Below are 21,348 nucleotides of genomic sequence, written 5' to 3'. Positions count from 1 at the left end.
CCGGGCAGAGTCGACCGATGTCCGAGCCCGCGCTCGACCACGCCTCGCTTCGTCGCGCACGCTGGCCGCTCGCCAGCGTGTTTTGCATCGTGGCGCTGGCCTGGTTCGCCTTGTCCTGGCCGTGGCTGTCCGGCGCCGTCACGATTCCCTGGGACGCCAAGGCGCATTTCCATCCGCAGCTCCAGTTCCTGGCGAGCGCCTGGCACAAGGGGCTCTCGCCGTTCTGGACGCCTTACGTCTTTTCCGGTTCGCCGCAGGTCGCCGATCCGCAATCGCTGATCTTCTCGCCCTCCTTCGCCCTGATCGCGGCGCTGAACCCGACGCCCGATTTCCGCTGGAGCGACGGCGCTGTGCTCGGCACGCTGCTGGCAGGCGCCTTCGCCATCGTCCTGCTGTTCCGGGACCGCGACTGGCACCCCGCGGGCGCCGTCGTCGCCGCGCTCGCCTTCGCCTTCGGCGCCTCGGCAGCCTGGCGCATCCAGCATGTCGGGCAGGTGTTGAGCCTGGGCTATTTCGCGATCACGCTGCTGCTGGTCGCGCGCGCGCTGGAACGCGGCTCGGCGCTTTATGGTTTCGCGGCGGGCGTCATGGCCGGCTTCATGGTGCTGGGGCGCGATCAGGTCGCGCTGATCGGCGTCTATGTGCTGATCGGACTCGTCATCGCTGCGATCGCGATGGCGCATCATCCCTGGCGGGCGCTGCGCGCGAGCCTGTGGCCGCTCATGGCCGGCGTCCTCGGCGCCGCCCTGGTCGCGACCGTACCGATCCTGCTCACCGCCTTCTTCGCCCAGGAATCCAACCGGCCCGAGATCGATCTGGTCGGGGCGGGCAAGGGCTCGCTGCATCCAGCCGCGCTGCTCACCGCCCTTTTCGCCAATCTCTACGGTGCGGCCGGCCCGCTGGAAAATTTCTGGGGCGCGCCGAGCCCGGCCTTCGAGGCGCGTTTCGGGCCGCTCGATCTCTATCTCGCGCGCAATATGAGCCAGCTCTATCTCGGCCTCCTGCCGATGCTGCTGATCCTCACCGTGGGAATCGTGCGCGGGGCACTGCTCAGGCGCGAGATCATCGCGCTGAGCGCAGCCGCCGCGATCGTGTTGGTCTATGCGCTCGGCCGCTACACACCGGGCTTCCGCCTGCTGTTCGAACTGCCCGGCATCGATTTCTACCGGAGGCCGGCCGATGCTCTGTTCATTCTCGGCGCGCTTCTCGCGCTGCTCGGCGGCTACCTCATTCATCTTGTCATGACCGACACCGCGCCGCGCGCCCGGCCTTGGCACTATGTCGTTGAAGCGACGATCTTCCTTGGCGCGCTTGGCCTTGCGCTCTGGCTTGCCTGGACCGTCGGCCGGCTGCCGGTTGCGGCCATGCCGCTGCTGATCGCGCTGCTCTGCGCCGTGCTCAGCCTGGGCGCGCTGGTTGCGGCGCGCGGCTTGAGCCTGCGCGGCTCGGGGCTGGCCGCGGCGATCGTGCTGGCTGCGACGCTGACCGTCGATCTGTCCGTCAATAACGGACCCAGCGAATCGACCGCCTTGCCATCGCAGAGCTATGAGGTGCTGCGCGCCGACAGCAAGAACGAGACGATCGCCCTGCTCAAACGCGAGACCGCCCGCACCGCCGCGCCCGACCGGCGCGACCGCATCGAACTCGCCGGCATCGGCTTCCACTGGCCCAATGCCAGCCTCGTGCACGAGCTCGACAACACGCTGGGCTACAACCCGCTCCGGCTTCGCCTCTACAGCAAGGCGACCGGGGCCGAGGATCATGTCGCCCTGCCCGAGCAGCGCCAATTTTCACCGCTGATGCCGGGTTATCGCTCGCTGCTCGCCGATATGTTGGGCCTGCGCTTCATCGCGACCGGCGTTCCCGTCGAGCAGATCGACAAAAACCTGAAGCCTGGCGACCTCATCCAGATCGCCCGCACCAAGGACGCCTATGTCTACGAGAACCCGCGCGCGCTGCCGCGCGTGCTGCTCGTCACCCAGGCGCAGAAGGTGGATTTCGATGCGATCCTGACGAGCGGAAAATGGCCGCAGGGTTTCGATCCGAAGGCGACCGTGCTGCTCGACCGCACCCCGCCCCCGGTCCCGACCGGCCCGGCCCAGCCCGGCTCGGTCATCATCACCGACTACGGCACAACCGAGGTGTCGCTGAGGGTCGATGCGCCGCGCGGCGGCTTCGTCGTGCTCAACGATGTCTGGCACCATTGGTGGCAGGCCGAGATCAACGGCAAGCCGGCCGAATTGCTGCGCGCCAATGTGCTGTTCCGGGCCGTCGCGGTGCCTCCCGGCCGCTCGACCGTGCGCTTCGTGTTCAGACCGTTCGAAGGACTGTTCGAGGATATCGGCAAGCGGCTGCGCGCGGAGCGGACAAAGCTACAGGGGTGAAGAGAGGCTCCATGCCCCGGCCCGAAGCGCCGTCCTTCCTGGAACGGCTGCACCGGGCCTATCGGGCCGAACCGCTCGCCTCACCATAGCGATCGCGCTTCGCGTTCAGGCCTGCTCGAACGCGCGCTGGCAGACTCGTCGCAGGGAGAGCTGATACACGATCTCCTGCCAGCTTCAGCCGCACTCTCGTGGCAGAAGGTCTGCCCCTGACAGAACGACTGCGAGAGAATGATGACTTCGGCACCCGCCTCGCCGCAGGGCGGCAGAAAGGCGACGCGCCGCGAATGGCTTGGCCTGATCGCGATCGCCCTGCCCTGCATGATCTACTCGATGGATCTGACGGTGCTGAACCTCGCAGTCCCGACGCTGACACGCGAGCTGAAGCCCAGCGCGAGCCAGCTTCTCTGGATCATCGACATTTACGGCTTCATGGTCGCGGGCTTCCTGATGACCATGGGCACGCTCGGCGACCGCATCGGCCGCCGCCGCTTGCTGATGGTCGGCGCGGCGTTCTTCGGCCTCGCCTCGACCGTCGCCGCCTTCTCGAACAGCGTCGAGATGCTGATCACGATGCGCGCCGTGCTCGGCATCGCCGGCGCAACGCTTGCCCCCTCCACGCTCTCGCTCATCGCCGTGATGTTCGAAGACGAGAAGGAACGGACCTTCGCGATATCGATGTGGATCGCGAGTTTTTCTGCCGGGGCCATCATCGGCCCGGTCGTCGGCGGTTTTCTGATCGAGTATTTCTGGTGGGGCTCGGTGTTCCTCATCGCCGTACCGCCGATGCTCCTGCTGCTGGTCATCGGCCCCATTCTGCTGCCGGAATACCGGGCGCCGAATGCCGGACGCATCGATATCCTCAGCGCACTGCTCTCGCTGGCGGCGGTGCTCGGGCTGATCTACGGCATCAAGCACTGGGCCGAGTCGGGCTTCGGGCTGCTGGCCGCGGTCGCGATCCTGGCGGGGCTTGGTCTCGCCTGGATCTTCCTGCGGCGGCAGGCAGGGCTGGCCGACCCGATGATCGACCTCGCCATGTTCCGCATCCCCGCCTTCAGGGCTGCGCTGGCGATCAATCTCGCCAGCATCCTGTTTATGTTCGGCAGCTTCATCTTCCTGGCGCAGTATTTCCAGCTCGTCGCCGGCCTGACGCCGCTGCAGGCCGGCCTCTGGTCGTTGCCCTCGGCCATCGCCTTCACGCTCGCCTCCTTCGTGACGCCAGCGCTCGCCGCCCGCTGCAAACCCGCGACGCTGATGGCGAGCGGCCTGGCAGTCTCCGCGCTTGGATTCATTTGGCTCGTCTTCGCGCCCGATCTCGTCCAGATCGTCGCGGCATCGGTGGTCTTCTCGGTCGGCTTCACGCCGGTGATCACCCTGACGACCGGAATCGTCGTCGGGTCGGCGCCTCCAGAGCGGACGGGCGCAGCCTCCGCCATGTCGGAAACCAGCGCGGAGCTCGGCGGCGCGCTCGGCATCGCCGTGCTGGGCAGCCTGGGCGCCGCGCTCTATCGCAGCCGCATGACGGATATCGTGGTGCCCGGCTTCAGCGCGGACGCGCTCGCCCCGGCGCGGGCGACGCTGGGCGGGGCACTCTCGCTCGCGGCCAAGCTTTCTCCCGATCAGGCGGGACCGGTTCTGGCGCAAGCGAGCGCGGCTTTCATGGCAGGCTTCCGCGCATCGGCTATCCTGTCGGTCGCCGGCATGCTGTTCTGCATCGCCATCACGCTGACGGTGCTGCGCGACGCCCGTCCAGGAGAGCCGCACTAAAACGCATCAGGCTCAGCCCAGCGCCCCCATCGCCGCCCTCGGCTGGACAGGCAGTCCGGCGAGCACCTTGGCGAGTCCGGCCGGGTCCACTTCGCCGCCACGCATCGTCTCGTCGCGATGGATGCCCCCGGCGATGAACAGGCTGTCGAAACCCATCATGCGCGCCCCGGCAAGGTCGGTGCGCACGGCATCGCCGATGACCAGCACCTTGGCGGGGTCGACCGCGCGACCGCCGCGCGCTGCACGGGCGGCCTCCAGCGCGAGGTCATAGGCCGGCCGGTGCGGCTTGCCGGCCCAGGCGACCTTGCCGCCGAGCTCCTCATAGATCGTCGCCAGTGCGCCGGCGCAGGGCAGGAGGTCCTCGCCGACATGGACGACGAGATCGGGATTGCCGCAGATGAAGGGCACGCCGCGCGCGGCAAAACGTTCGAGCTGCGGGCGGTACTGCTCCGGCGTCTCGGTACGGTAGTCATTGAGCTCGGTGGCGACGACGAGATCGGCCTCCTCCTCCCCGACCAGGACGATGTCGGCGCCTTCGAAAATCGAGCGGTCGTCATGCCAGCCGATGTGAAAGACCTTTTGGTGATGGCTCGCAGCGATCAGCGCCTTCGTCACATCGCCCGAGGTGACCAGCCGATCCCAGGCCTGGCGCGGCACGCGCTTCTTGTCGAGCACGCCGGCGACCTGTTGCGAGGGGCCGGGAGCGTTCGAGAGCAGCACCACCGCCCCGCCCGCCTCGCGGAAGCGGATCAAGGCGTCGCAGGCCGGCTGCAGCGCCCAGACGCCGTCATGAACCACGCCCCAGACATCGCTGATCAGCACATCATAGCGGGCGAGCAGCGCGCCCGCCTCGGTCAGGACCGGAACACCCATCACTGTGCAGCCTTCGCCTCAAGCGCCATCCGCGCTTCGACATCGGCGCGGCGGGGCAGCGGCGCGACCGCACCATAGCCCTGCGTCGAGAGCGCCGCGGCGACATTGGCGTAAGCCCCGGCCGCGAAGGCGTCGCCGGTGCGGATATATTCCGACAGGAACGCGCCATCATAGCAGTCGCCCGCTCCGGTCGCGTCGATGGCATCGACCTTGATCGGCACCAGACGCTCGCGCCGGACAGGCGTCGCCACCAGCGAGCCCTCATGGCCGAGCGTCAGCGCCACCACCCGTGCGCCGAGACCGAGATAGAAATCGACGATGGCGTCGGGAGAATTCAGACCAGTGAGCTGGGTCGCATCGTCCAGCCCCGGCAGCACGATGTCGGACATCGCACAGGCGGCGTGGATGATCGCGCGCGCCCGCGTCAGCGGCCAGAGCTTGAGGCGCAGATTGGTGTCGTAGGCGGTCAGCACACCGGCCTCGCGCGCGGTCGCGAAGGCCTCGAACACCGCATCGCAGGCGCTTGCCGAGATCGCCTGGCTGATGCCCGAGGCCTGGATGATGCGCGCGGAGCGGATCAGGTCGCGTGGCAGATCGCGCGGCCCGTAGAGGCTCGCGGCGGAGCCCGCCCGCAGATAGGAGAAGACATGTCCGCTTGGCCCATGATCGACGAAATACAGCCCGGTCGGTGCGCTTGGATGCGTCGAGACATGGCGATCATCGACGCCCTCGCGCTGCCACAGCCCACGCAGGGAGCGGCCGGCACTATCGTCGCCCAGCGCACCCGCATAGGCGACCGAGGCGCCCTGGCGAGCCGCGGCGACGGCGCAGTTGGAGGTGTCGCCGCCATGGCCGAACTGGAAGGCGCCGGGCTCGCCGCGCGTCGCGTTGAACTCGCCCAGCGGTTCGCCGATGCAAAGCAGGTCGATCTTGGGTTCGGTCACGGCAGGAACCATTTCGGACAGGGGTCTCGCAGGGATGCGCGGGCGCGCTTTCCTAGAGCAGGACGCGAAAAAGTGGAAACCGGTTTTTCGCGTTGATCCGCCTCTCGAGCATCGGCAGGGAAAGTGGAAAGCGGTTTTCGAAGCCAGAGCTGACGACCCCATACCGGGTCTGTCGCGGGATCTATTCGGCGGCTTCCTGCTTCGGCCGCCCGGTCTTCAAGCGCTCGGAGGCTTTCATGATGTCGCGCCGGAGCGCGGTCTTGCCGCTGGCGGGCACGGCGGCGGATGTGACCGGCACGGCCGGTTTGACGTCATCGCGCTTCGGGACATCTCGTTCGGTCCGCGCCTGCACCAGCGCGCCCTGCAAGGTCTGGATCTCTGCATGCAACGTCTCGAGGCGCTCCTCGCGCTCACGCAAATACCCGCGCAGAGCCTCGTTTTCCTGCTTGAGCTTATGCTCGGCTCCGAGCCTCGCGGCCTTTATCTCCTCGGCGAGCCGCTCGGCCGCCTCGCGCGCCTGGATCTCCAAAGCGAGCGCCTCGGCCTCCTGCTTCAGCAAACTTTGGAAGCGGCGGATCTCAGCCGCCGCCACAGCGCTCGCGGCGTCCGCCGCCGCCAGCCCGGCTTCAGCTTGTGCCGCCCGCGTGGACAGAGTGTCGGCGCGCAGCCTTTCGCTGTCGCGATCAACCGTCATCGCGGAGAGCGCGGTCTTGGTCACAGCGAGCCCGTGCTCAGCCGCCGCAAGGCGGCTCGACAGCTCGAAGGATTGGCCTTCCAGCACCAGCATCTGCGTCTGATGCTTGAGTTGCGAGGCTTGCATCACGTCACTCTGCGCCCGCAGCGCGGCGAGTTCCGCATCGCGCTCGCTCAGCAGCGCCTGAACCCGGCCCAAAGTCGCACGCTCCTGGTCAAGCTCGGCGGCGCGCGCAGATAAATCGGCGCTGGTGCCGGTCAGCGCCATGCGCGCCTCCGCGAGGCTGCGCTCGAGGACGGCGAGGTCCGCGACGCGCTTGTCGAGCAGCTGGCCCGTCTCCACATGGCTTGCGCTCTCGGCGGCGAGCCTGGCTTGCGTCTCCACGAGCTTGCCGCGCGTGGCGGTCAGATCCGCGTCGAGATCGGCGATCCGCGCCTCACCGGCGCGCAGATCGCGTTCGAGCTGGCTGATCCTCATATCGCGCCGGCCGATATCCTGCATCGCCGCCGCCTTGGCGGCAAAGCCACGCTCGGCCTGCTGCTCCAGCCCGCGCGCGCGCAGGGCGAGTTCCGCGCGCAAATGGTCGCGGTCGGCAGCGATCTCGGCAAGCGACAGCGGGAAAGCCGCCTCGGCCCGCTTGCGCGCCAGCCTGTCGGCGCGGCGCGCCAAGGCCGGGACCGCCGCCAACGCAAGAAGCGTCGCCGACAGAAAGCCGAGCATCACGAGCATGACGGCTTCGATCAAGACTTGCCGCTCCGCATCTGGACATGATCAGACACGTGAACCTGCCACGCCGGCCGCATCATGACCAGCGCTTCGACACCCCCCTCTCGGCAGACCCCTCTCAGAAAGGGTTCCAGGTCGCCTGGGGCGTGAACTTCAGATAGCCGAGATTGACGCCTAGCCGCCAACCGATGCCTGTACGGATCGGCACCAGCGTCACGTTCTCGGCCGCCATGGCGGTGAAGCCGAAGCCGCCGATGAAATAGGCCGAGCCGTCGACGCCGACGAAACGCTGGTAGAGCGCCTCGACCGCCGGGAGGTTATAGACCAGCATCATCGTGCGGGCGCCCTCGCCGCCAAAATCGAAGCCGACGGACGGCCCTTGCCAGAACACCTTGCGATCGCCGGCATTGCGGGTGAACAGCGTGCCCTCGCCATAGCGCAACCCGCCGACGAAGGCGCCTGAGGCCTCCTGGCCCAGCACATAGCCATTGGGCTCGCCCCAGCGCCGCACAGCCTCTTCAATCGTCAAGGCAAGGCCGCGCGAGACGTTTCCGAAGAATTGATGACCGGAGGTGACGAGCTCGTTTTGCGAGAATGACCGGCTCTGGCTGTAGTTCTGCTGAGCGAGGGCGGGAGCGGGCTGCATCGCCAGGCCGGCGCTCGCAAGCGCGAGCCCTCCGGCGACGAAGCTGCGGCGTGTCTGTGTCATCGAGATCATCTCCGGGCTGGGCGCCAGTTCGTGAATTCAAACCGACCGGAAGACCGTGGAGGCCGCAGTGCAGTCGACTGCAGTTCCGTGCCGATCTCCCTGTCGGAGGGGAGTTCTGGACCGCGCAGAAATGCGCGGTTTTCGAACGCGAAGCATGACACCGCGCAAATACGCACCATTTCGGTAACGGGTTTGATACCTCGCAAGTGTATCCAACCCGTGAAGATTCCGGCGCGCTACGGCTCACCGAAGAACTGACATCCAAAGGATTTGACGCGATGAAGGCCGTAACATGGCAGGGCTGGAACTCGATTGCGGTCGGCGCGCTCGTGCTTGCCATTGCGGTCCAGCCGGCCCTGGCCACGCAGCCGCTCGCCTCCGCGCCGAGCCCTTCTTCACCGCCAAGCCTCGCCGCCGCGGATTCGGTCATGCCCGGCCTGCCCTCGGGCCTGCCGCAGTTGCCGCGGCTGGGCGAAACGATGCAGCGCGACACGCGCTCGGGCTTCGCGCTCCACGGCTATGACCCCGTTGCCTATCAACTGCTGGGGCGCGCGACGCCGGGCCTCCCGGATTACGAACTCGTTCATGGCGGTGCGGTCTGGCGCTTCGCCTCCGCCGCCAACCGCGAGGCGTTCCGCGACGCGCCTGACGTCTATGAGCCGGCCTTCGCCGGTTTCGATGCCACAGGCGTCGCCGATGGCCGGGCGGTCGAGAGCGATCCGCACCTGTTCGCCGTGATCGATTCGCGGCTCTACCTGTTCCGGACCGGGGAAAACCGCCGGCGCTTCCTCAACAACGCCGCACTGTTCCAGCTCGCCGAAGCGCAGTGGAAGGATGTCTACGGGACCATCGCGCGGAACTAATTCCGGCGGCCCCGATCAGCCCCGGGAGGCGTTCGCCGTCGAGATTGCGCGACGTGCAAGCGCTTCGCTGCTGGCCGCCACGAAGGGCGGATTGCGAAACTGGCGCTCGCTTGCGCCATAGCGCGGCAGGTCCCCGTCCAGCATCAGCACGCTGCCTCCCGCAGCCTTCAGGATCGCGTCTCCGGCCGCGATGTCCCATTCCATCGTCTGGCCGGCGCGCACATGCAGATCGGCCTCGCCCGAGGCGATGAGCCCGAACTTGACCGCCGACGACATCGGCATCGTGGCGCGCGATCCCATGGCCACCGCGACCTTGTCGCTGAGCTCGTCGCCATGGAAGCGGCTGACCAGGGTGACCGGCCCATCGGGCGGAAGCGACCGGACATGAATGCGCTTGGGCTCGCCCAGCGCCGCGCCGTCCGATGCCAGGCGCTGCGAGAAGGCGCCCTCCCCGGCGAACCAGAGCCGCCCGAGCTGCGGGGCCGCGATGGCGCCCGCGACCGGCCGTCCATCACGGATGATCGCGATCGCCACGCAATAGCTGTCGCCATTGGCCAGAAACTCGCGCGTGCCGTCCAGCGGATCGAGCAGGATGAAGACCGGAGCGGGCGCGACGGCGTCGGCGCTTTCCTCGCTGATCACCGGGAAGCCGGGCAGCAGTCGTGTGAGCGCGCTCTTGGCGGTGTGGTCGGCAGCGAGATCGGCCGAGCAGACCGGCGACCCGTCGGCTTTGACCTTGACGTCGCGCGCCATGCGCATCGTCAGCAGCACCGCCGCGCTCAGGCGCGCGGCTTCCGCGAGCCGGCGCGCCAGATCGTTGCAGTCGCAAAGTCGGGGGTCGTCTTGGCCGATCATCGTCCCGAAGGCCCCTTCGACAAGAAAACCAGGGTTAACCACATGCAAACCAAGATGGCACCATATCTTTGTACGAATGGCGCCGCCTTACACCGCGCGCTCCGCACCGTCGATCGCAGGACACCAAGCCATGACCGCCATCTCGCTCGAGCCGCTAGACCTGGCCGCGCTCCTCTGCAGCCGCGTCTGCCATGACGTGATCAGCCCGGTCGGCGCCATTGTCAACGCGCTGGAGGTCTTGGAGGAAGACGATCCCTCCATGCGTGATTTCGCGCTGGACTTGATCAAGAAGAGCGCGCGCAGCGCCTCGGCGCGCTTGCAATTCGCCCGCCTCGCCTTTGGAGCGGCCGGTTCCGCCGGCGCGATGATCGACCTCGGCGATGCCGGCAATGTCGCCAACGGCTTCCTCAACGACGACAAGCTCTCGCTCGACTGGGAGGCGCCACGCGCCTTGCTGCCGAAGAACCAGGTCAAGCTGCTCCTCAACCTGCTCATTCTGGCGACCCATGCGGTGCCGCGCGGCGGCAAACTGGTCTCCCGCGCCACGATCGACGGCGAGCAGGGCCGCTTCGTCATCACCGCCACGGGCTCGCATGCGCGCATTCCCAACCATGTCGAGGATCTGATCGCGGGCCATTCCGAGACCGGCACGATCGACGCCCATGCCGTCCAGCCGCTCTATACCGGCATGGTCGCCCGCGCCGCCGGCATGACGATCAGCTTCGCCATCGAGGCCGACACGGTCAGCATTACCGCGCAAAAGGCTGATTGAGCGCCGAATCATTGCACTGCGGGTCCAATCGAAACCGATCATAAACCCTTCTGCTGCTTAGATCGCCCGGTATTGTTGCGTGGGTGATGGTCTTCGGCATGGATGATCTGCTGCAAGAGTTCCTGAGCGAGACCGGCGAGAACATCGACACGGTCGATCGGGAACTCGTACGCTTTGAGCAGGAGCCGAACAACCGCGAGATCCTGCGCAATATCTTCCGGCTGGTGCATACGGTGAAAGGCACCTGCGGCTTCATCGGCCTGCCCCGGCTGGAAGCGCTGACTCATGCGGCCGAATCGGTGATCGGCCAGTTCCGGGATGGGGCCACAGTCAGCGCGATCGCCGTCACCGCCATTCTCGAAACCATCGACTGCATCAAGGAGATTCTCGCCGAGCTCGCCGAGAAAGGCCAGGAGCCCGTCGGCAATGACGAGGTGCTGATCACCGAACTCTTGGCTCTGGCCGACCAGGCAAAAGCCGAATTATCGCATCGGCTGCCGGAGAACGGCGAGCCGAGCGACCCCGTCGCCGCTTATCTCACCCGTCATGGCTCGCCTCTGAGCGAGGACGAGCTTGATCTCGTCTTCCGCAGTGCGCCAGGGCCGGAGCGCGGTCCGAACGGACGCATCGAAGCGCCAGCCACGGCGAAGGCGGCGGACGAGGCAGCGCCACGCGAGGTCAGGCCCGGCGGCTCCGCGACGCTGCGCGTCAGCGTCGACACCATAGAGCATCTGATGACGATGGTGTCGGAGCTCGTTTTGACCCGCAACCAGCTTCTGGAGATATCCCGCAAGCAGGAGGATGTCGGCCTCAAGGCGCCGCTGCAGCGGCTCTCGCTGATCACGGCGGAGCTGCAGGACGGCGTCATGAAGACGCGCATGCAGCCGATCGGCAACGCCTGGTCGAAGCTGCCGCGCATCGTACGCGATCTCGGCGCCGAACTCGGCAAGCGCATCGAACTGGTGATGGAGGGCACAGACACCGAGCTCGACCGCCAGATCCTCGACCTGATCAAGGATCCGCTCACTCATATGGTCCGCAACTGCGCCGACCATGCCATCGAGTCACGGGAAGAGCGGCTCGCGGCTGGCAAGCCCGAACACGGCACCATCCGTCTCGCCGCCTATCACGAAGGCGGCTCGGTGACGATCGCGGTCTCCGATGACGGGCGCGGCCTCGACATCGCCCGCATCCGGCGCAAGGCCCTGCAGCAGTGTCTCGCCCAGGAGGCCGAGCTCGAGCGCATGAGCGACGCGCAGATCAGCCGCTTCATCTTTCACCCCGGCTTCTCGACCGCGGAAAGCGTGACAGCGGTCTCGGGCCGCGGCGTCGGCATGGATGTCGTCAAGGTCAATGTCGACGCCATCGGCGGCATCATCGACATCGCCAGCACGCCCGGCGTCGGCACCACCATTACCATCAAGATCCCGCTGACGCTGGCAATCGTCTCCGCCCTCATCGTCGTGGCCGGCAAGCAGCGCTTCGCCATTCCGCAGATCGTGGTGCGCGAGCTCGTCCGGGTGAAGGCGGGCGCGGACCATCGCGTCGAACAGATCAACGGGGCGCCGGTGCTGCGCCTGCGCGACCGCCTGCTGCCGATCATCGCCCTGTCCGCCCTGATGGGGGCAGCCGGCGCGCCGACCGATGACGGCTTCATCGTGGTGACGCAGATCGGCGAGCGCCAGTTCGGAATCCTGGTCGACGGTGTCTTCCACACCGAGGAAATCGTCGTCAAACCGATGTCGACGAAACTGCGGCATATCCCGCTGTTCTCCGGCAACACGATCCTCGGCGATGGCGCAGTGGTGCTGATCGTCGATCCCAACGGCATCGCCCGGCTTGTCGGCGCGGCTGCGACCGTCGATGCGCTGCGTGTCGAGACGCCGGCGCAAGCCCAGCCGCCGGCTGCCGAGAAGACGACGATGCTGGTGTTCCGCGCCGGGCTCGAAGGCGTCAAGGCGGTGCCGCTCTCGCTGGTGACCCGGCTCGAAGAGGTCGACGCCGGCGAATTCCAGCACAGCGGCGGTCGCGTTCTGCTGCATTATCGCGACCGGCTGATGCCGATCATTCCGGTCGGCGAGGCCGCGATCCGCACGGAAGGGCTGCAGCCGCTCGTGATCATCTCCGACGGCGAACTGATCCTCGGGCTCGCGGTCGATGCCATCGTCGACATCGTCGATGAAGTGCTCGATGTCGAGATCGCCTCGATGAGCGACCGCGGCGTGATCGGCTCGGCCGTCATTCGCGGCCGCGCCACCGACATCCTCGACCTCGCCCACTACCTGCCGAAGGACGACCCGGGCTGGCTAAGCGGCCGCCGCTCCGACGCACGGCCGATCGATGCCGCGCAAATCCTGCTGGTCGAGCCCTCCGACTTCCTGCGCGAGATGTTGGGCCCTGTGTTGAAAGCCTCGGGGCGGCAGATCGCCTTCGCCTCCGATTTCGAGACCGCGACGCGGCTGGCCGCGCATGAGGCGATGACCTGCGTGCTGATCGATCTCGACCGCACCCCGGACGCCGCCTTCACCTTCGCCGCGGCGCTGCGCGCCTCCGCAAGCGGCGATAGCCTCCGGATCCTCGGCCTGACCTCGCTCGCCACCCCGGAATTGCATATGCGCGCAGCACAGGTGCGGCTCGACGAAGTCATCGCCAAATTCGATCGCCGCGCCTTGCTGAGCGAGCTGGCGGAACGCAAATCCGGCATGAGGCAGGCCGCATGAGCAAGCATGAAGCCAATGCGCCCGCACCCGGCGCCGCCTCGGCGGCTGCAGCTTTCGGCGAATCACTCGACTATGTCACCGTCACGGTCGGCGAGCAGCTGCTCGGGCTGCCGATCGGCCGCGTCCACGATGTCTTCATCGCCAACCACATCACGACCGTCCCGCGCGCGCCCTCCGAGATCGTCGGCCTGCTGAACCTGCGCGGGCGTGTCGTGACCGCCATTTGCCTGCGCCGGCGTCTCGGCCACCCGGTCGCAGCCACCACGCACAGTGACGAAGCCTGCGAACTCGTCGCGGTCGGCATCGACCTCGGCGGCGAGGCCTATGCGCTCATCGTCGATGCGGTCGGAGAGGTGATGCGCCTCGACCAGTCGACCTTCGAACCCGTTCCCGTGCATCTCGATGCCAGTTGGGCCGCGCTTGCGGCCGGCGTGCATCGTCTCGACGAGCGTCTGCTCGTCGTCCTCGATGTCGATGCCGTCCTGAAACTTGATTTGCCGGTGGCCGCCTGAGGCGCCGCCCTACGATTTCTGGAGAAAAACCATGAAATATTGTCTTGTCGTCGACGACTCCGCCGTGATCCGCAAAGTCGCCCGCCGTATTCTGGAAGGCCTGCAGTTCCGCATCGCCGAGGCGGAGGATGGCGCGCGCGCGATCGACGCCTGCAAGGGCGAGATGCCGGACGCCGTCCTGCTCGACTGGAACATGCCGATCATGGACGGCTATGATTTTCTGCGCACCTTGCGGCAGATGCCGGGGGGCAAACGGCCCAAGGTCGTGTTCTGCACGACCGAGAACGACATCGCCCATATCGCACGGGCCATGCATGCCGGCGCCGACGAATACATCATGAAGCCCTTCGACAAGGAAATCGTCGCCTCAAAATTCCATCAAGTTGGCCTGTTGTGAGTCATAGCGCGGCGCGTTCCCTCGCCGCTGCCTGGTGCCTCTACGACCTGTGACAAGTCCGCCGGAGGCGCGACACATGACGAGCCTCTCACCAGCGAGAGCAGCGGCGCAGCGACCCAAGACGGTCGTGATCGCCGATGATTCCGTCGTCGTGCGCGGCCTCTTCGCGCGCTGGCTCGGCGAGAGCGGGCAGTTCCATGTCGTCGCCGTCGCTGGCGACGGCGAAACGGCGGTGGCCCATGCCGGGCGCTTCCACCCGGACGTGATGGTGCTCGACCTCGACATGCCCGGCCTCGGCGGAGCCGAAGCCCTGCCCCAGATCCTCAGGGAAAGCCCCCATACCGGCGTATTGCTAGCCACCACGCTGACCGAGCGCAACGCCCGCATCGCGCTGGAATGCATGACCAAGGGCGCGATGGATGTGCTCTCCAAGCCGGACAGCCGTAGCGGCATGACGCTGTCGCTCGACTTCCGCAGCGAATTCCTGCTCAAGCTCGGCAACATCGCCCAGTCCTCGGCCCGCGCGGGAGCGCTGCCGCCGGAGATCGACCTCGATTTCGCCCCAGTCGGGCCGGTGAACCTGCGCAATCTCGTCTCGGTGATGCCGCGCTATCTGATGATCGGCGCCTCCACCGGAGGCCCCCGCGCCGTCGCCAAGGTCCTCTCCGATATCGGCGATGCGTTGAATGACCTGACGACCCTGGTCGTCCAGCATATGCCGCCGCTCTTCACTGCCTCCTTCGCCGAGCAGGTCAGCGCGCAGATCGGCATGCCGGCGCGCGAACCCTATGACGGCGAGCGCCTCTCGCGCGGAACGATCTACGTCGCGCCCGGAGGCCGGCATCTCGGCATCGACCGCAAGCTCGGCCATCTCGTCGCCAGTATCAGCGATGCGCCGCCGGTACGCTTCTGCCGGCCCGCCGTGGACGTTCTCTTCACCGAGGGCGCCCGCCATCTCGGTTCCGCGGCGCTCGGCCTCATCCTTACCGGCATGGGCAGCGACGGAACGGAGGGAGCCGGCGCATTGCGACGGGCCGGCGCTGCCGTCATCGCCCAGGACGAATTGTCGAGCACGATCTGGGGCATGCCGGGCTCCGTGGTGCGGGCGCGGCATGCCAGTGCCGTGATCCCGCTCGACGGCATCGGCAACGCGATCCGCGACCTGGTGCGTGGGGGCAGACCCTCATGACCGAGGCGGATTTCGATTTCCTGCGCGCCCTGCTGCATCAGCGCTCCGGTCTCTCATTGAGTCAGGACAAGCGCTATCTCGCCGAGAGCCGCCTCGGCATGCTCTGTCGTCGCCGCGGCATCGACGGCTTGAGCACGCTCGTGCAGGCGCTGCGCCCGGGCACCGATCTCTTGCTCGAGAACGCCGTCATCGAGGCGATGACGACCAACGAAACCCTGTTCTTTCGAGACCGGACGCCATTCGACCTGTTCCGTGACGTGATCCTGCCGGAAAAGCTCACCGCCAACGCGGCCAGCCGGACGCTGCGCATCTGGTGCGCGGCGGTCTCCACCGGCCAGGAGGCCTATTCGCTTGCCATGATCCTCGACGAGATGGCCGCACGGCTCGTTGGCTGGAAGGTCGAGATTCTCGGCACGGACATCTCTTCGGAGGTGCTGGAGAAGGCGCGGGCCGGCATCTATAGCCAGTTCGAAGTGCAACGCGGCCTGCCGATCCAGATGCTGCTGCGGCATTTCCGGCAGGATGGCGACAAATGGCAGGTGTCCGAGCGCATCCGCGCCATGGTCGAATTGAAACCCCATAATCTGCTGCTGCCGAACAGCCATTTCGGGCAATTCGACATCATCTTCTGCCGCAACGTGCTGATCTATTTCGACGTACCAACCAAGGCCAAGGTGATGGCGGCGCTTGCCCAGCGCCTGACGGCGGACGGCGTCTTCGTGCTCGGCGCCGCCGAAACCGTCATCGGCATCACCACGACCATCGTGCCCGACAAGAGCCATCGCGGTCTTTATCGCGAAAGCCGCTCGAGCAATGCGCAAAGCGCCGGCCTCGGCCTGCCCTTCGACCGGACGAGGACGCCAACGCTGAGCAGCGTCCGCGGTTGAGACTACTCTCGTCGGTGCGCAAAAGCCGGATGCGAAAAAGTGGGAACCGGTTTCTTCGCCCGAGCAATGCTCTGAGCTTTTAGAATCGCCGCGCAGTTCCCGACGAAAACCGGGGTTCGCCCAAACAAAAACCCCGCCTCTCGGCGGGGTCCCCGTCGACCTGTCGTGTACATCCGACGATCAGGCCAAGGGCGTTCTGACATCCGTTCATGACCGCCCAATGACGAGCGGAACGGGCTAGCGCATTTCAGGCCGGGATACGCTCCTCGACGTCCATCGGCTCGCGCAGCACATAGCCGCGGCCCCAGACGGTCTCGATGTAGTTCTTGCCGTCCGACGCATTGGCGAGCTTCTTGCGCAGCTTGCAGATAAACACGTCGATGATCTTGAGTTCGGGCTCGTCCATGCCGCCATAGAGATGGTTCAGGAACATCTCCTTGGTCAGCGTCGTGCCCTTGCGGAGCGAGAGCAGCTCCAGCATCTGGTATTCCTTGCCGGTGAGGTGGACGCGCGCGGCGTCGACTTCCACGGTCTTGGTGTCGAGATTGACCACGAGGTCGCCCGTCGTGATGACCGACTGGGCATGGCCCTTCGAGCGCCGCACGATGGCGTGGATCCGGGCGACGAGCTCATCCTTGTGGAAGGGCTTGGTCAGATAGTCGTCGGCGCCGAAGCCGAGACCCTTCACCTTGTCCTCGATGCCGGCGAGGCCGGACAGAATCAGGATGGGCGTCTTCACCTTGGCGACACGCAAAGAGCGCAGAACCTCGTATCCCGACATGTCGGGCAGGTTCAGGTCGAGCAGGATGATGTCGTAGTCGTAGAGTTTGCCGAGATCGACGCCTTCCTCACCGAGATCGGTGGTGTAGACGTTGAAGCTCTCCGATTTGAGCATCAACTCGATGCTTTGAGCGGTTGCGCTATCGTCCTCGATCAGCAGAACCCGCATGTCACGTCCCCAATTCCGCCCGCAGGCAAGCTGATCGTTCTTCTCATCCGGGCCCCCGCGGCTCAGGACGATGACGTGCTTGCCCGATGAAACGCCACGCGACACGCTACGGAGAAATGGTTAACAAACCGTGATTCCCGAGCGCAAGCGCTTCTTGGGAGAAAGTGAACGATCCTTGTCGAGGTGAGTCGAATTTGACACGGATCGTGAAGCCTTCACCCGCGAAATCGCCTTTCGCGGAGACCAGCGTCGTGGAACAGGGCTGAAAGGCCCTGCGAAACGACGCAGCCTCGAAACACAGTGTTAATCACACAGGTAAATGAAAGGTTGACGGAAGCAGTTATGAACAGCGCCTCGCGCGGCCCAGACCGGCTTTCCAACCTCGCTGCCGTCATTGGCGGCCTCGACAGCGTCACGGTTTACGGCCGTGTCACCGCGGTCCGGGGATTGCTCGTCGAGATTTCGGGACCGATCGGCGCGATGAGCCTGGGCGGCCGCGTCCAGATCGAGATCGCGCCGGGTATCCGCGTGCCCTGCGAGGTCATCGGATTCTCCGGAGAGAAGGCGCTGGTGATGCCCTATGGCGGGCTCGACGGCGTGCGCCGCGGCTGTCCCGCCTATGTCGACAAGGCGCAGCCCGGCATCAAACCAACCTCCGCCTGGCTCGGTCGCGTCGTCGATGCGCTTGGCCGCCCTGTCGATGGCGGCCCGCCTTTGCCCGAGGGCGAAAAGCTCTGCACCTTCCGCAACGATCCACCGCCAGCTCACTCCAGGCGCCGCGTCGGCAAGCCGCTCGATCTCGGCGTGCGGGCGCTCAACGCCTTCCTGACCTGCTGTCTCGGCCAGCGCATGGGCATCTTCGCCGGCTCGGGCGTCGGCAAGTCGGTGCTGCTCTCGATGCTGGCGCGCTACGCCAAGGCCGACGTCAACATCATCGGGCTCGTCGGCGAACGCGGCCGCGAAGTGCAGGAATTCCTGCAGGACGATCTCGGCCCCACCGGTCTCGCGCGCTCTGTCGTGGTCGTCGCGACCTCGGACGAGCCCGCCTTGATGCGCAAGCAGGCGGCCATGACCACGCTGACGCTCGCCGAGTATTTCCGCGATCAGGGCAAGCAGGTGATGTGCCTGATGGATTCGGTCACGCGCTTCGCCATGGCGATGCGCGAGATCGGCCTCGCTGCGGGAGAACCGCCCACGACCAAGGGTTATACGCCAACCGTCTTCGCCGAACTGCCACGCCTGCTCGAGCGTGCCGGGCCGGGCATCGGGGACGGCGCCATCACCGGCCTGTTCACAGTGCTCGTCGATGGCGGCGACCATGACGAGCCGGTGGCGGATGCGGTGCGCGGCATCCTCGACGGCCATATCGTGATGGAGCGCTCGATCGCCGAGCGCGGGCGCTATCCGGCGATCAACATCCTGAAATCGGTCTCGCGCACCATGCCGCGCTCCTGCGACCCGGCTTTCTATCCGGTGGTGCAGAAAGCGCGCGCGACTCTCGCGACCTATGCCGACATGGAGGAGCTGATTCGGCTCGGCGCCTACCGCCAGGGCGCATCGGCCGAAGTCGACGAGGCGATCCGCCTCAACCCGACGCTGGAAGGCTTCCTCAAGCAGGCCAAGGACGAAGCGACCTCCCTGCCCGAATGCTACGCCATGCTGTCGGCGATCATGAACGGTTGAGGCGCGGGCGACGGCCGTGCCTGCGACGAGCGCGCGCAGCTTTCGAGGTCGCTATGGAGTCTGGGGAGGACCTGGCTGGCCGCTTGCTGAATCTGCGCGAATGGACGTTCATTGCCGCCTGCCGCCGAACCTAGCATGACTGGAGCAAGCCCGATGACAGCGACCATCCTGATCTGCGTCGTCGCGCTGATTCACGCCTATATCGTCTTGCTGGAAATGCTGTGGTGGGACACCCCGCGCGGCCGCAAGGCATTCGGCACCACGGCGGAGTTCTCGAGTCAAAGCAAGACGCTCGCCGCCAATCAGGGCCTCTACAATGGTTTCCTGGTCGCGGGACTGGTCTGGGGCCTGTGGCTCGGCGAGGCGGGTTTCGCGCTCAAAACCTTCTTCCTCACCTGCGTCATCGTCGCGGGCGTCTATGGGGCGGCCACGGCGAGCCGCAAGATCCTCTACATTCAGGCCGCCCCCGCCGCCCTGGCCCTGCTGGCGCTGCTGATCAGGATCTGAAGCGTGCCCGGAACGTCTAGCTAGGCACGTCGCATAAGGCGCACCAGCCGCAGCATCGCCAGGAAGCCGACGAGCTGGATCGCCGCCGAGGCGACCAGCGTGGCGCGGTTGCCCATGCTCTCGATCATCACCGCAAACAGCAGGGGCGCCACGGCGAAGGCGATGTTCTGCGGCACCGCGAGCTTGCCCAGCATCGCGCCGAACCCCTGGCGGCCGAAGAGCGCCAGCGGCAGCGTGGCCCGCGCGACCGAGATCACTCCCATCGCGGCGCTGAAGCAGACGACGAAGGTAATGGCGGTCATCGCTGAGCCCGGCGCGAACACCATGATCAGGCAGGCGAGCGGCCCCAGCGCGAGCCCGCCCAACGCCACGCGCTCGACCGGGAAACGCTCGCCCGCGACCGCATCGACCAGGCGCGCCAAAAGCGTCGCCGGACCACCCAGGGAGGCGATGCCGACCGCGCTCGCCTGGCTCAGCCCCGAGCTTTGCAACAGGGCGATGAGATTCAGGGGCAAGCCCCAGGAGACGAGCCCGCTGGCGGAAAAGATCAGGGCGAGCAACCAGAAGATGCCGCGGCGCTGCGCATGGGGAGCGCTGCCCGCATCGACCGTCTTCGCCGGTTCAGCCACCGCCTCCACGGCCGGCGAGCGATGATAGGCCGGGATGGCGAAATGGATCGGCAGCACGATGACGATCTGCATGGCCGCGAAGATCAGCCAGGCGACGCGCCAGCCATAGGCCTGCGACAGGAAGGCGGCGAGCGGCCAGAACACGCTCGAGGAGAACCCGGTCACCAGCATCATCAGCCCGAGCGCCCGGCGCGTGCGCTCGCCCATGACCTGGGCCACGGTGACGTTGCCGACATTGGCCAGCGTCATCGCATGGCCGATGCCGATGACGAACCAGCTCGCGAGATAGCTGACCGGCCCCTGCGCCAGGGCCAGCGTCGCCAGGCCGAGCCCGCAGATCACCGCGCCGACGCACATCGAGCGGCGCGTGCCATGCACGTCGAGATGCTTGCCCAGGGCCGGCGCCGCGAACGCCCCGGTGAGCAACAGGATGGTGATGCCGCTGAAGACGAGTTCGGGCCCGAGCCCCATTTCGCGATCGAGATAGCCCGCCAGCACGGACGGTGCGTAATAGGTCGACCCCCAGCCGATGATGCGGGTCAGCGCCAGGCCGCAGAGCAGCGGTGTATGCTTGGACAGGCGCGAGGGGGCAGACAGGAAAGGGGCGGGCAAGAAGGCGTTTCCGTCGATGGCGGGAACAGTGCCCCACTCTGTCGCGGAAGCCTTAGCTGAAGCCTGTCAGGAGCGGCAGAGGCCGCGACGCGGTCTCAACATGCGCGCAAAGCAACCGATTTCGGTAAGGAACGGTCAACCTCCTTGCCCCATTGTGCTTTTTGTCTCGCGGATGGAGTTCCGGTTGCGTGTCGAGGGGTCGGCGCGCGACCAAGCGTAATCAGGAGTTGGACACAACATGAAGTCGCGAGAGACCCTTTTGCGTCTCAAACGCTTCCAGGTGGACGAAAAGCGTCGCCGGGTTAGCCAGATTGAGATGATGATCGCCGAGTTTCATCGGATGGCGACCGATCTGGATCGCGAGATCCAGAGCGAAGAAACCCGGGCCGGAATTTCCGATCCCGCGCATTTCGCCTACCCGACCTATGCCAAAGCGGCTCTCGGCCGTCGCGACAACCTGCGTCAGTCGGCCGACAATCTGAAGGGTCAGCTCGACGAGGCCAAGGCCGAATTGCAGGAAGCCTTCGAGGATATGAAGAAAGTCGAGATTCTCGACGATCGCGAACGCGCCACGGAGCGCGCCGCCGAGGCCGCCCGCGACCAGGCGGTGATGGACTCGATTGGACTGCGCGCCCGCGCCGGCGCCTAGCGCAACTTCCGATCCGATTGGATCGTTCAA

Annotated in this window: 19 protein-coding genes; 12 read left to right on the top strand and 7 right to left on the bottom strand. The window is 66.5% G+C overall.

Annotation, left to right across the window (positions count from 1 at the left end; genetic code table 11):
• Positions 1-17: 17 nt before the first annotated feature.
• The gene (locus CYD53_RS00790) at positions 18-2,384 is read left to right on the top strand and encodes a glycosyltransferase family protein (protein ID WP_103716245.1); all 2,367 of its coding nucleotides are present in this window, start codon (positions 18-20) and stop codon (positions 2,382-2,384) included.
• A gap of 228 nt (positions 2,385-2,612) precedes the next feature.
• On the top strand, positions 2,613-4,148 hold the full coding sequence (locus CYD53_RS00780; protein WP_425428247.1) for an MFS transporter: 1,536 nt from the start codon (positions 2,613-2,615) through the stop codon (positions 4,146-4,148).
• A 12-nt stretch (positions 4,149-4,160) separates the two neighbouring features.
• On the opposite strand, the gene CYD53_RS00775 is transcribed toward CYD53_RS00780, so the two are convergent.
• The 4 genes from CYD53_RS00775 to CYD53_RS00760 all read right to left on the bottom strand — a co-directional run bounded on the left by CYD53_RS00775 (position 4,161) and on the right by CYD53_RS00760 (position 8,031).
• Positions 4,161-5,021 (bottom strand): TIGR01459 family HAD-type hydrolase, encoded by an 861-nt coding sequence (locus tag CYD53_RS00775; RefSeq protein ID WP_103716244.1) that lies wholly within the window; start codon positions 5,019-5,021, stop codon positions 4,161-4,163.
• Entirely contained in the window at positions 5,021-5,965 is a 945-nt protein-coding gene (locus tag CYD53_RS00770; protein ID WP_245928022.1) for a sugar kinase, read from the bottom strand. Before CYD53_RS00770 ends, CYD53_RS00775 begins: the two co-directional genes overlap by 1 nt.
• A 181-nt stretch (positions 5,966-6,146) precedes the next feature.
• The gene (locus tag CYD53_RS00765) at positions 6,147-7,403 is read right to left on the bottom strand and encodes a coiled-coil domain-containing protein (RefSeq protein WP_103716242.1); all 1,257 of its coding nucleotides are present in this window, start codon (positions 7,401-7,403) and stop codon (positions 6,147-6,149) included.
• 100 nt (positions 7,404-7,503) lie between these two features.
• Positions 7,504-8,031, bottom strand: a complete 528-nt coding sequence (locus tag CYD53_RS00760; RefSeq protein ID WP_245928055.1) for a DUF1134 domain-containing protein — start codon at positions 8,029-8,031, stop codon at positions 7,504-7,506.
• 341 nt (positions 8,032-8,372) lie between these two features.
• Between CYD53_RS00760 and CYD53_RS00755 the strand changes: the two genes are divergently transcribed.
• Complete coding sequence (locus CYD53_RS00755; RefSeq protein ID WP_245928021.1) at positions 8,373-8,957, top strand: YHS domain-containing (seleno)protein; 585 nt, start codon at positions 8,373-8,375, stop codon at positions 8,955-8,957.
• A gap of 15 nt (positions 8,958-8,972) precedes the next feature.
• On the opposite strand, the gene CYD53_RS00750 is transcribed toward CYD53_RS00755, so the two are convergent.
• Positions 8,973-9,812: a 3'(2'),5'-bisphosphate nucleotidase CysQ family protein gene (locus CYD53_RS00750; RefSeq protein ID WP_103716240.1), complete on the bottom strand. Its 840-nt coding sequence runs from the start codon at positions 9,810-9,812 to the stop codon at positions 8,973-8,975.
• Positions 9,813-9,942: 130 nt separating this feature from the next.
• Here CYD53_RS00750 and chpT point away from each other — a divergent pair, with 130 nt between their 5' ends.
• The 6 genes from chpT to CYD53_RS00720 all read left to right on the top strand — a co-directional run bounded on the left by chpT (position 9,943) and on the right by CYD53_RS00720 (position 16,289).
• Positions 9,943-10,584: a histidine phosphotransferase ChpT gene (chpT, locus tag CYD53_RS00745; RefSeq protein ID WP_103716239.1), complete on the top strand. Its 642-nt coding sequence runs from the start codon at positions 9,943-9,945 to the stop codon at positions 10,582-10,584.
• 98 nt (positions 10,585-10,682) lie between these two features.
• Positions 10,683-13,304, top strand: coding sequence for a hybrid sensor histidine kinase/response regulator (locus CYD53_RS00740; RefSeq protein WP_103716238.1), 2,622 nt, complete (start codon positions 10,683-10,685; stop codon positions 13,302-13,304).
• Complete coding sequence (locus CYD53_RS00735; protein ID WP_103716237.1) at positions 13,301-13,816, top strand: chemotaxis protein CheW; 516 nt, start codon at positions 13,301-13,303, stop codon at positions 13,814-13,816. Before CYD53_RS00740 ends, CYD53_RS00735 begins: the two co-directional genes overlap by 4 nt.
• A gap of 31 nt (positions 13,817-13,847) precedes the next feature.
• The gene (locus CYD53_RS00730; protein ID WP_043237911.1) at positions 13,848-14,213 is read left to right on the top strand and encodes a response regulator; all 366 of its coding nucleotides are present in this window, start codon (positions 13,848-13,850) and stop codon (positions 14,211-14,213) included.
• A 76-nt stretch (positions 14,214-14,289) separates the two neighbouring features.
• Positions 14,290-15,402, top strand: a complete 1,113-nt coding sequence (gene cheB / locus CYD53_RS00725; RefSeq protein ID WP_103716236.1) for a chemotaxis-specific protein-glutamate methyltransferase CheB — start codon at positions 14,290-14,292, stop codon at positions 15,400-15,402.
• Positions 15,399-16,289: a CheR family methyltransferase gene (locus tag CYD53_RS00720; protein WP_103716235.1), complete on the top strand. Its 891-nt coding sequence runs from the start codon at positions 15,399-15,401 to the stop codon at positions 16,287-16,289. Before cheB ends, CYD53_RS00720 begins: the two co-directional genes overlap by 4 nt.
• A gap of 247 nt (positions 16,290-16,536) precedes the next feature.
• Here CYD53_RS00720 and ctrA read toward each other — a convergent pair whose 3' ends face one another.
• Complete coding sequence (ctrA, locus tag CYD53_RS00715) at positions 16,537-17,238, bottom strand: response regulator transcription factor CtrA (RefSeq protein ID WP_069692841.1); 702 nt, start codon at positions 17,236-17,238, stop codon at positions 16,537-16,539.
• Positions 17,239-17,580: 342 nt separating this feature from the next.
• Here ctrA and fliI point away from each other — a divergent pair, with 342 nt between their 5' ends.
• Both fliI and CYD53_RS00705 read left to right on the top strand, forming a co-directional pair.
• Positions 17,581-18,921: a flagellar protein export ATPase FliI gene (gene fliI / locus CYD53_RS00710; RefSeq protein ID WP_103716234.1), complete on the top strand. Its 1,341-nt coding sequence runs from the start codon at positions 17,581-17,583 to the stop codon at positions 18,919-18,921.
• A 153-nt stretch (positions 18,922-19,074) separates the two neighbouring features.
• On the top strand, positions 19,075-19,428 hold the full coding sequence (locus tag CYD53_RS00705; RefSeq protein ID WP_103716233.1) for a DUF1304 domain-containing protein: 354 nt from the start codon (positions 19,075-19,077) through the stop codon (positions 19,426-19,428).
• A gap of 20 nt (positions 19,429-19,448) precedes the next feature.
• Here the strand turns inward: CYD53_RS00705 and CYD53_RS00700 are convergent, their stop codons facing one another.
• Positions 19,449-20,669, bottom strand: a complete 1,221-nt coding sequence (locus CYD53_RS00700; protein WP_181011658.1) for an MFS transporter — start codon at positions 20,667-20,669, stop codon at positions 19,449-19,451.
• A 238-nt stretch (positions 20,670-20,907) separates the two neighbouring features.
• On the opposite strand from CYD53_RS00700, the gene fliJ reads away from it, so the two are divergent.
• On the top strand, positions 20,908-21,318 hold the full coding sequence (gene fliJ / locus CYD53_RS00695) for a flagellar export protein FliJ (RefSeq protein ID WP_103716231.1): 411 nt from the start codon (positions 20,908-20,910) through the stop codon (positions 21,316-21,318).
• The last annotated feature ends 30 nt before the right edge of the window (positions 21,319-21,348 follow it).

The sequence above is a fragment of the Allobosea psychrotolerans genome, assembly GCF_002917105.1.
In the GTDB taxonomy this organism is placed as follows: Bacteria; Pseudomonadota; Alphaproteobacteria; order Rhizobiales; family Beijerinckiaceae; genus Allobosea; species Allobosea psychrotolerans.
This window is presented reverse-complemented; position numbering and strand designations above follow the sequence as displayed.

What these genes read in the sequence shown, in the direction of transcription:
- fliJ (WP_103716231.1), top strand. Translation starts at nt 20,908, where the DNA reads ATGAAGTCGCGAGAGACCCTTTTGCGTCTCAAACGCTTCCAGGTGGAC.
- CYD53_RS00760 (WP_245928055.1), bottom strand. Translation starts at nt 8,031, where the DNA reads ATGCAGCCCGCTCCCGCCCTCGCTCAGCAGAACTACAGCCAGAGCCGG.
- CYD53_RS00730 (WP_043237911.1), top strand. Translation starts at nt 13,848, where the DNA reads ATGAAATATTGTCTTGTCGTCGACGACTCCGCCGTGATCCGCAAAGTC.
- CYD53_RS00780 (WP_425428247.1), top strand. Translation starts at nt 2,613, where the DNA reads ATGATGACTTCGGCACCCGCCTCGCCGCAGGGCGGCAGAAAGGCGACG.
- cheB (WP_103716236.1), top strand. Translation starts at nt 14,290, where the DNA reads ATGACGAGCCTCTCACCAGCGAGAGCAGCGGCGCAGCGACCCAAGACG.
- CYD53_RS00790 (WP_103716245.1), top strand. Translation starts at nt 18, where the DNA reads ATGTCCGAGCCCGCGCTCGACCACGCCTCGCTTCGTCGCGCACGCTGG.
- CYD53_RS00735 (WP_103716237.1), top strand. Translation starts at nt 13,301, where the DNA reads ATGAGCAAGCATGAAGCCAATGCGCCCGCACCCGGCGCCGCCTCGGCG.
- chpT (WP_103716239.1), top strand. Translation starts at nt 9,943, where the DNA reads ATGACCGCCATCTCGCTCGAGCCGCTAGACCTGGCCGCGCTCCTCTGC.
- ctrA (WP_069692841.1), bottom strand. Translation starts at nt 17,238, where the DNA reads ATGCGGGTTCTGCTGATCGAGGACGATAGCGCAACCGCTCAAAGCATC.
- CYD53_RS00775 (WP_103716244.1), bottom strand. Translation starts at nt 5,021, where the DNA reads ATGGGTGTTCCGGTCCTGACCGAGGCGGGCGCGCTGCTCGCCCGCTAT.
- fliI (WP_103716234.1), top strand. Translation starts at nt 17,581, where the DNA reads ATGAACAGCGCCTCGCGCGGCCCAGACCGGCTTTCCAACCTCGCTGCC.
- CYD53_RS00720 (WP_103716235.1), top strand. Translation starts at nt 15,399, where the DNA reads ATGACCGAGGCGGATTTCGATTTCCTGCGCGCCCTGCTGCATCAGCGC.
- CYD53_RS00705 (WP_103716233.1), top strand. Translation starts at nt 19,075, where the DNA reads ATGACAGCGACCATCCTGATCTGCGTCGTCGCGCTGATTCACGCCTAT.
- CYD53_RS00750 (WP_103716240.1), bottom strand. Translation starts at nt 9,812, where the DNA reads ATGATCGGCCAAGACGACCCCCGACTTTGCGACTGCAACGATCTGGCG.
- CYD53_RS00740 (WP_103716238.1), top strand. Translation starts at nt 10,683, where the DNA reads ATGGATGATCTGCTGCAAGAGTTCCTGAGCGAGACCGGCGAGAACATC.
- CYD53_RS00755 (WP_245928021.1), top strand. Translation starts at nt 8,373, where the DNA reads ATGAAGGCCGTAACATGGCAGGGCTGGAACTCGATTGCGGTCGGCGCG.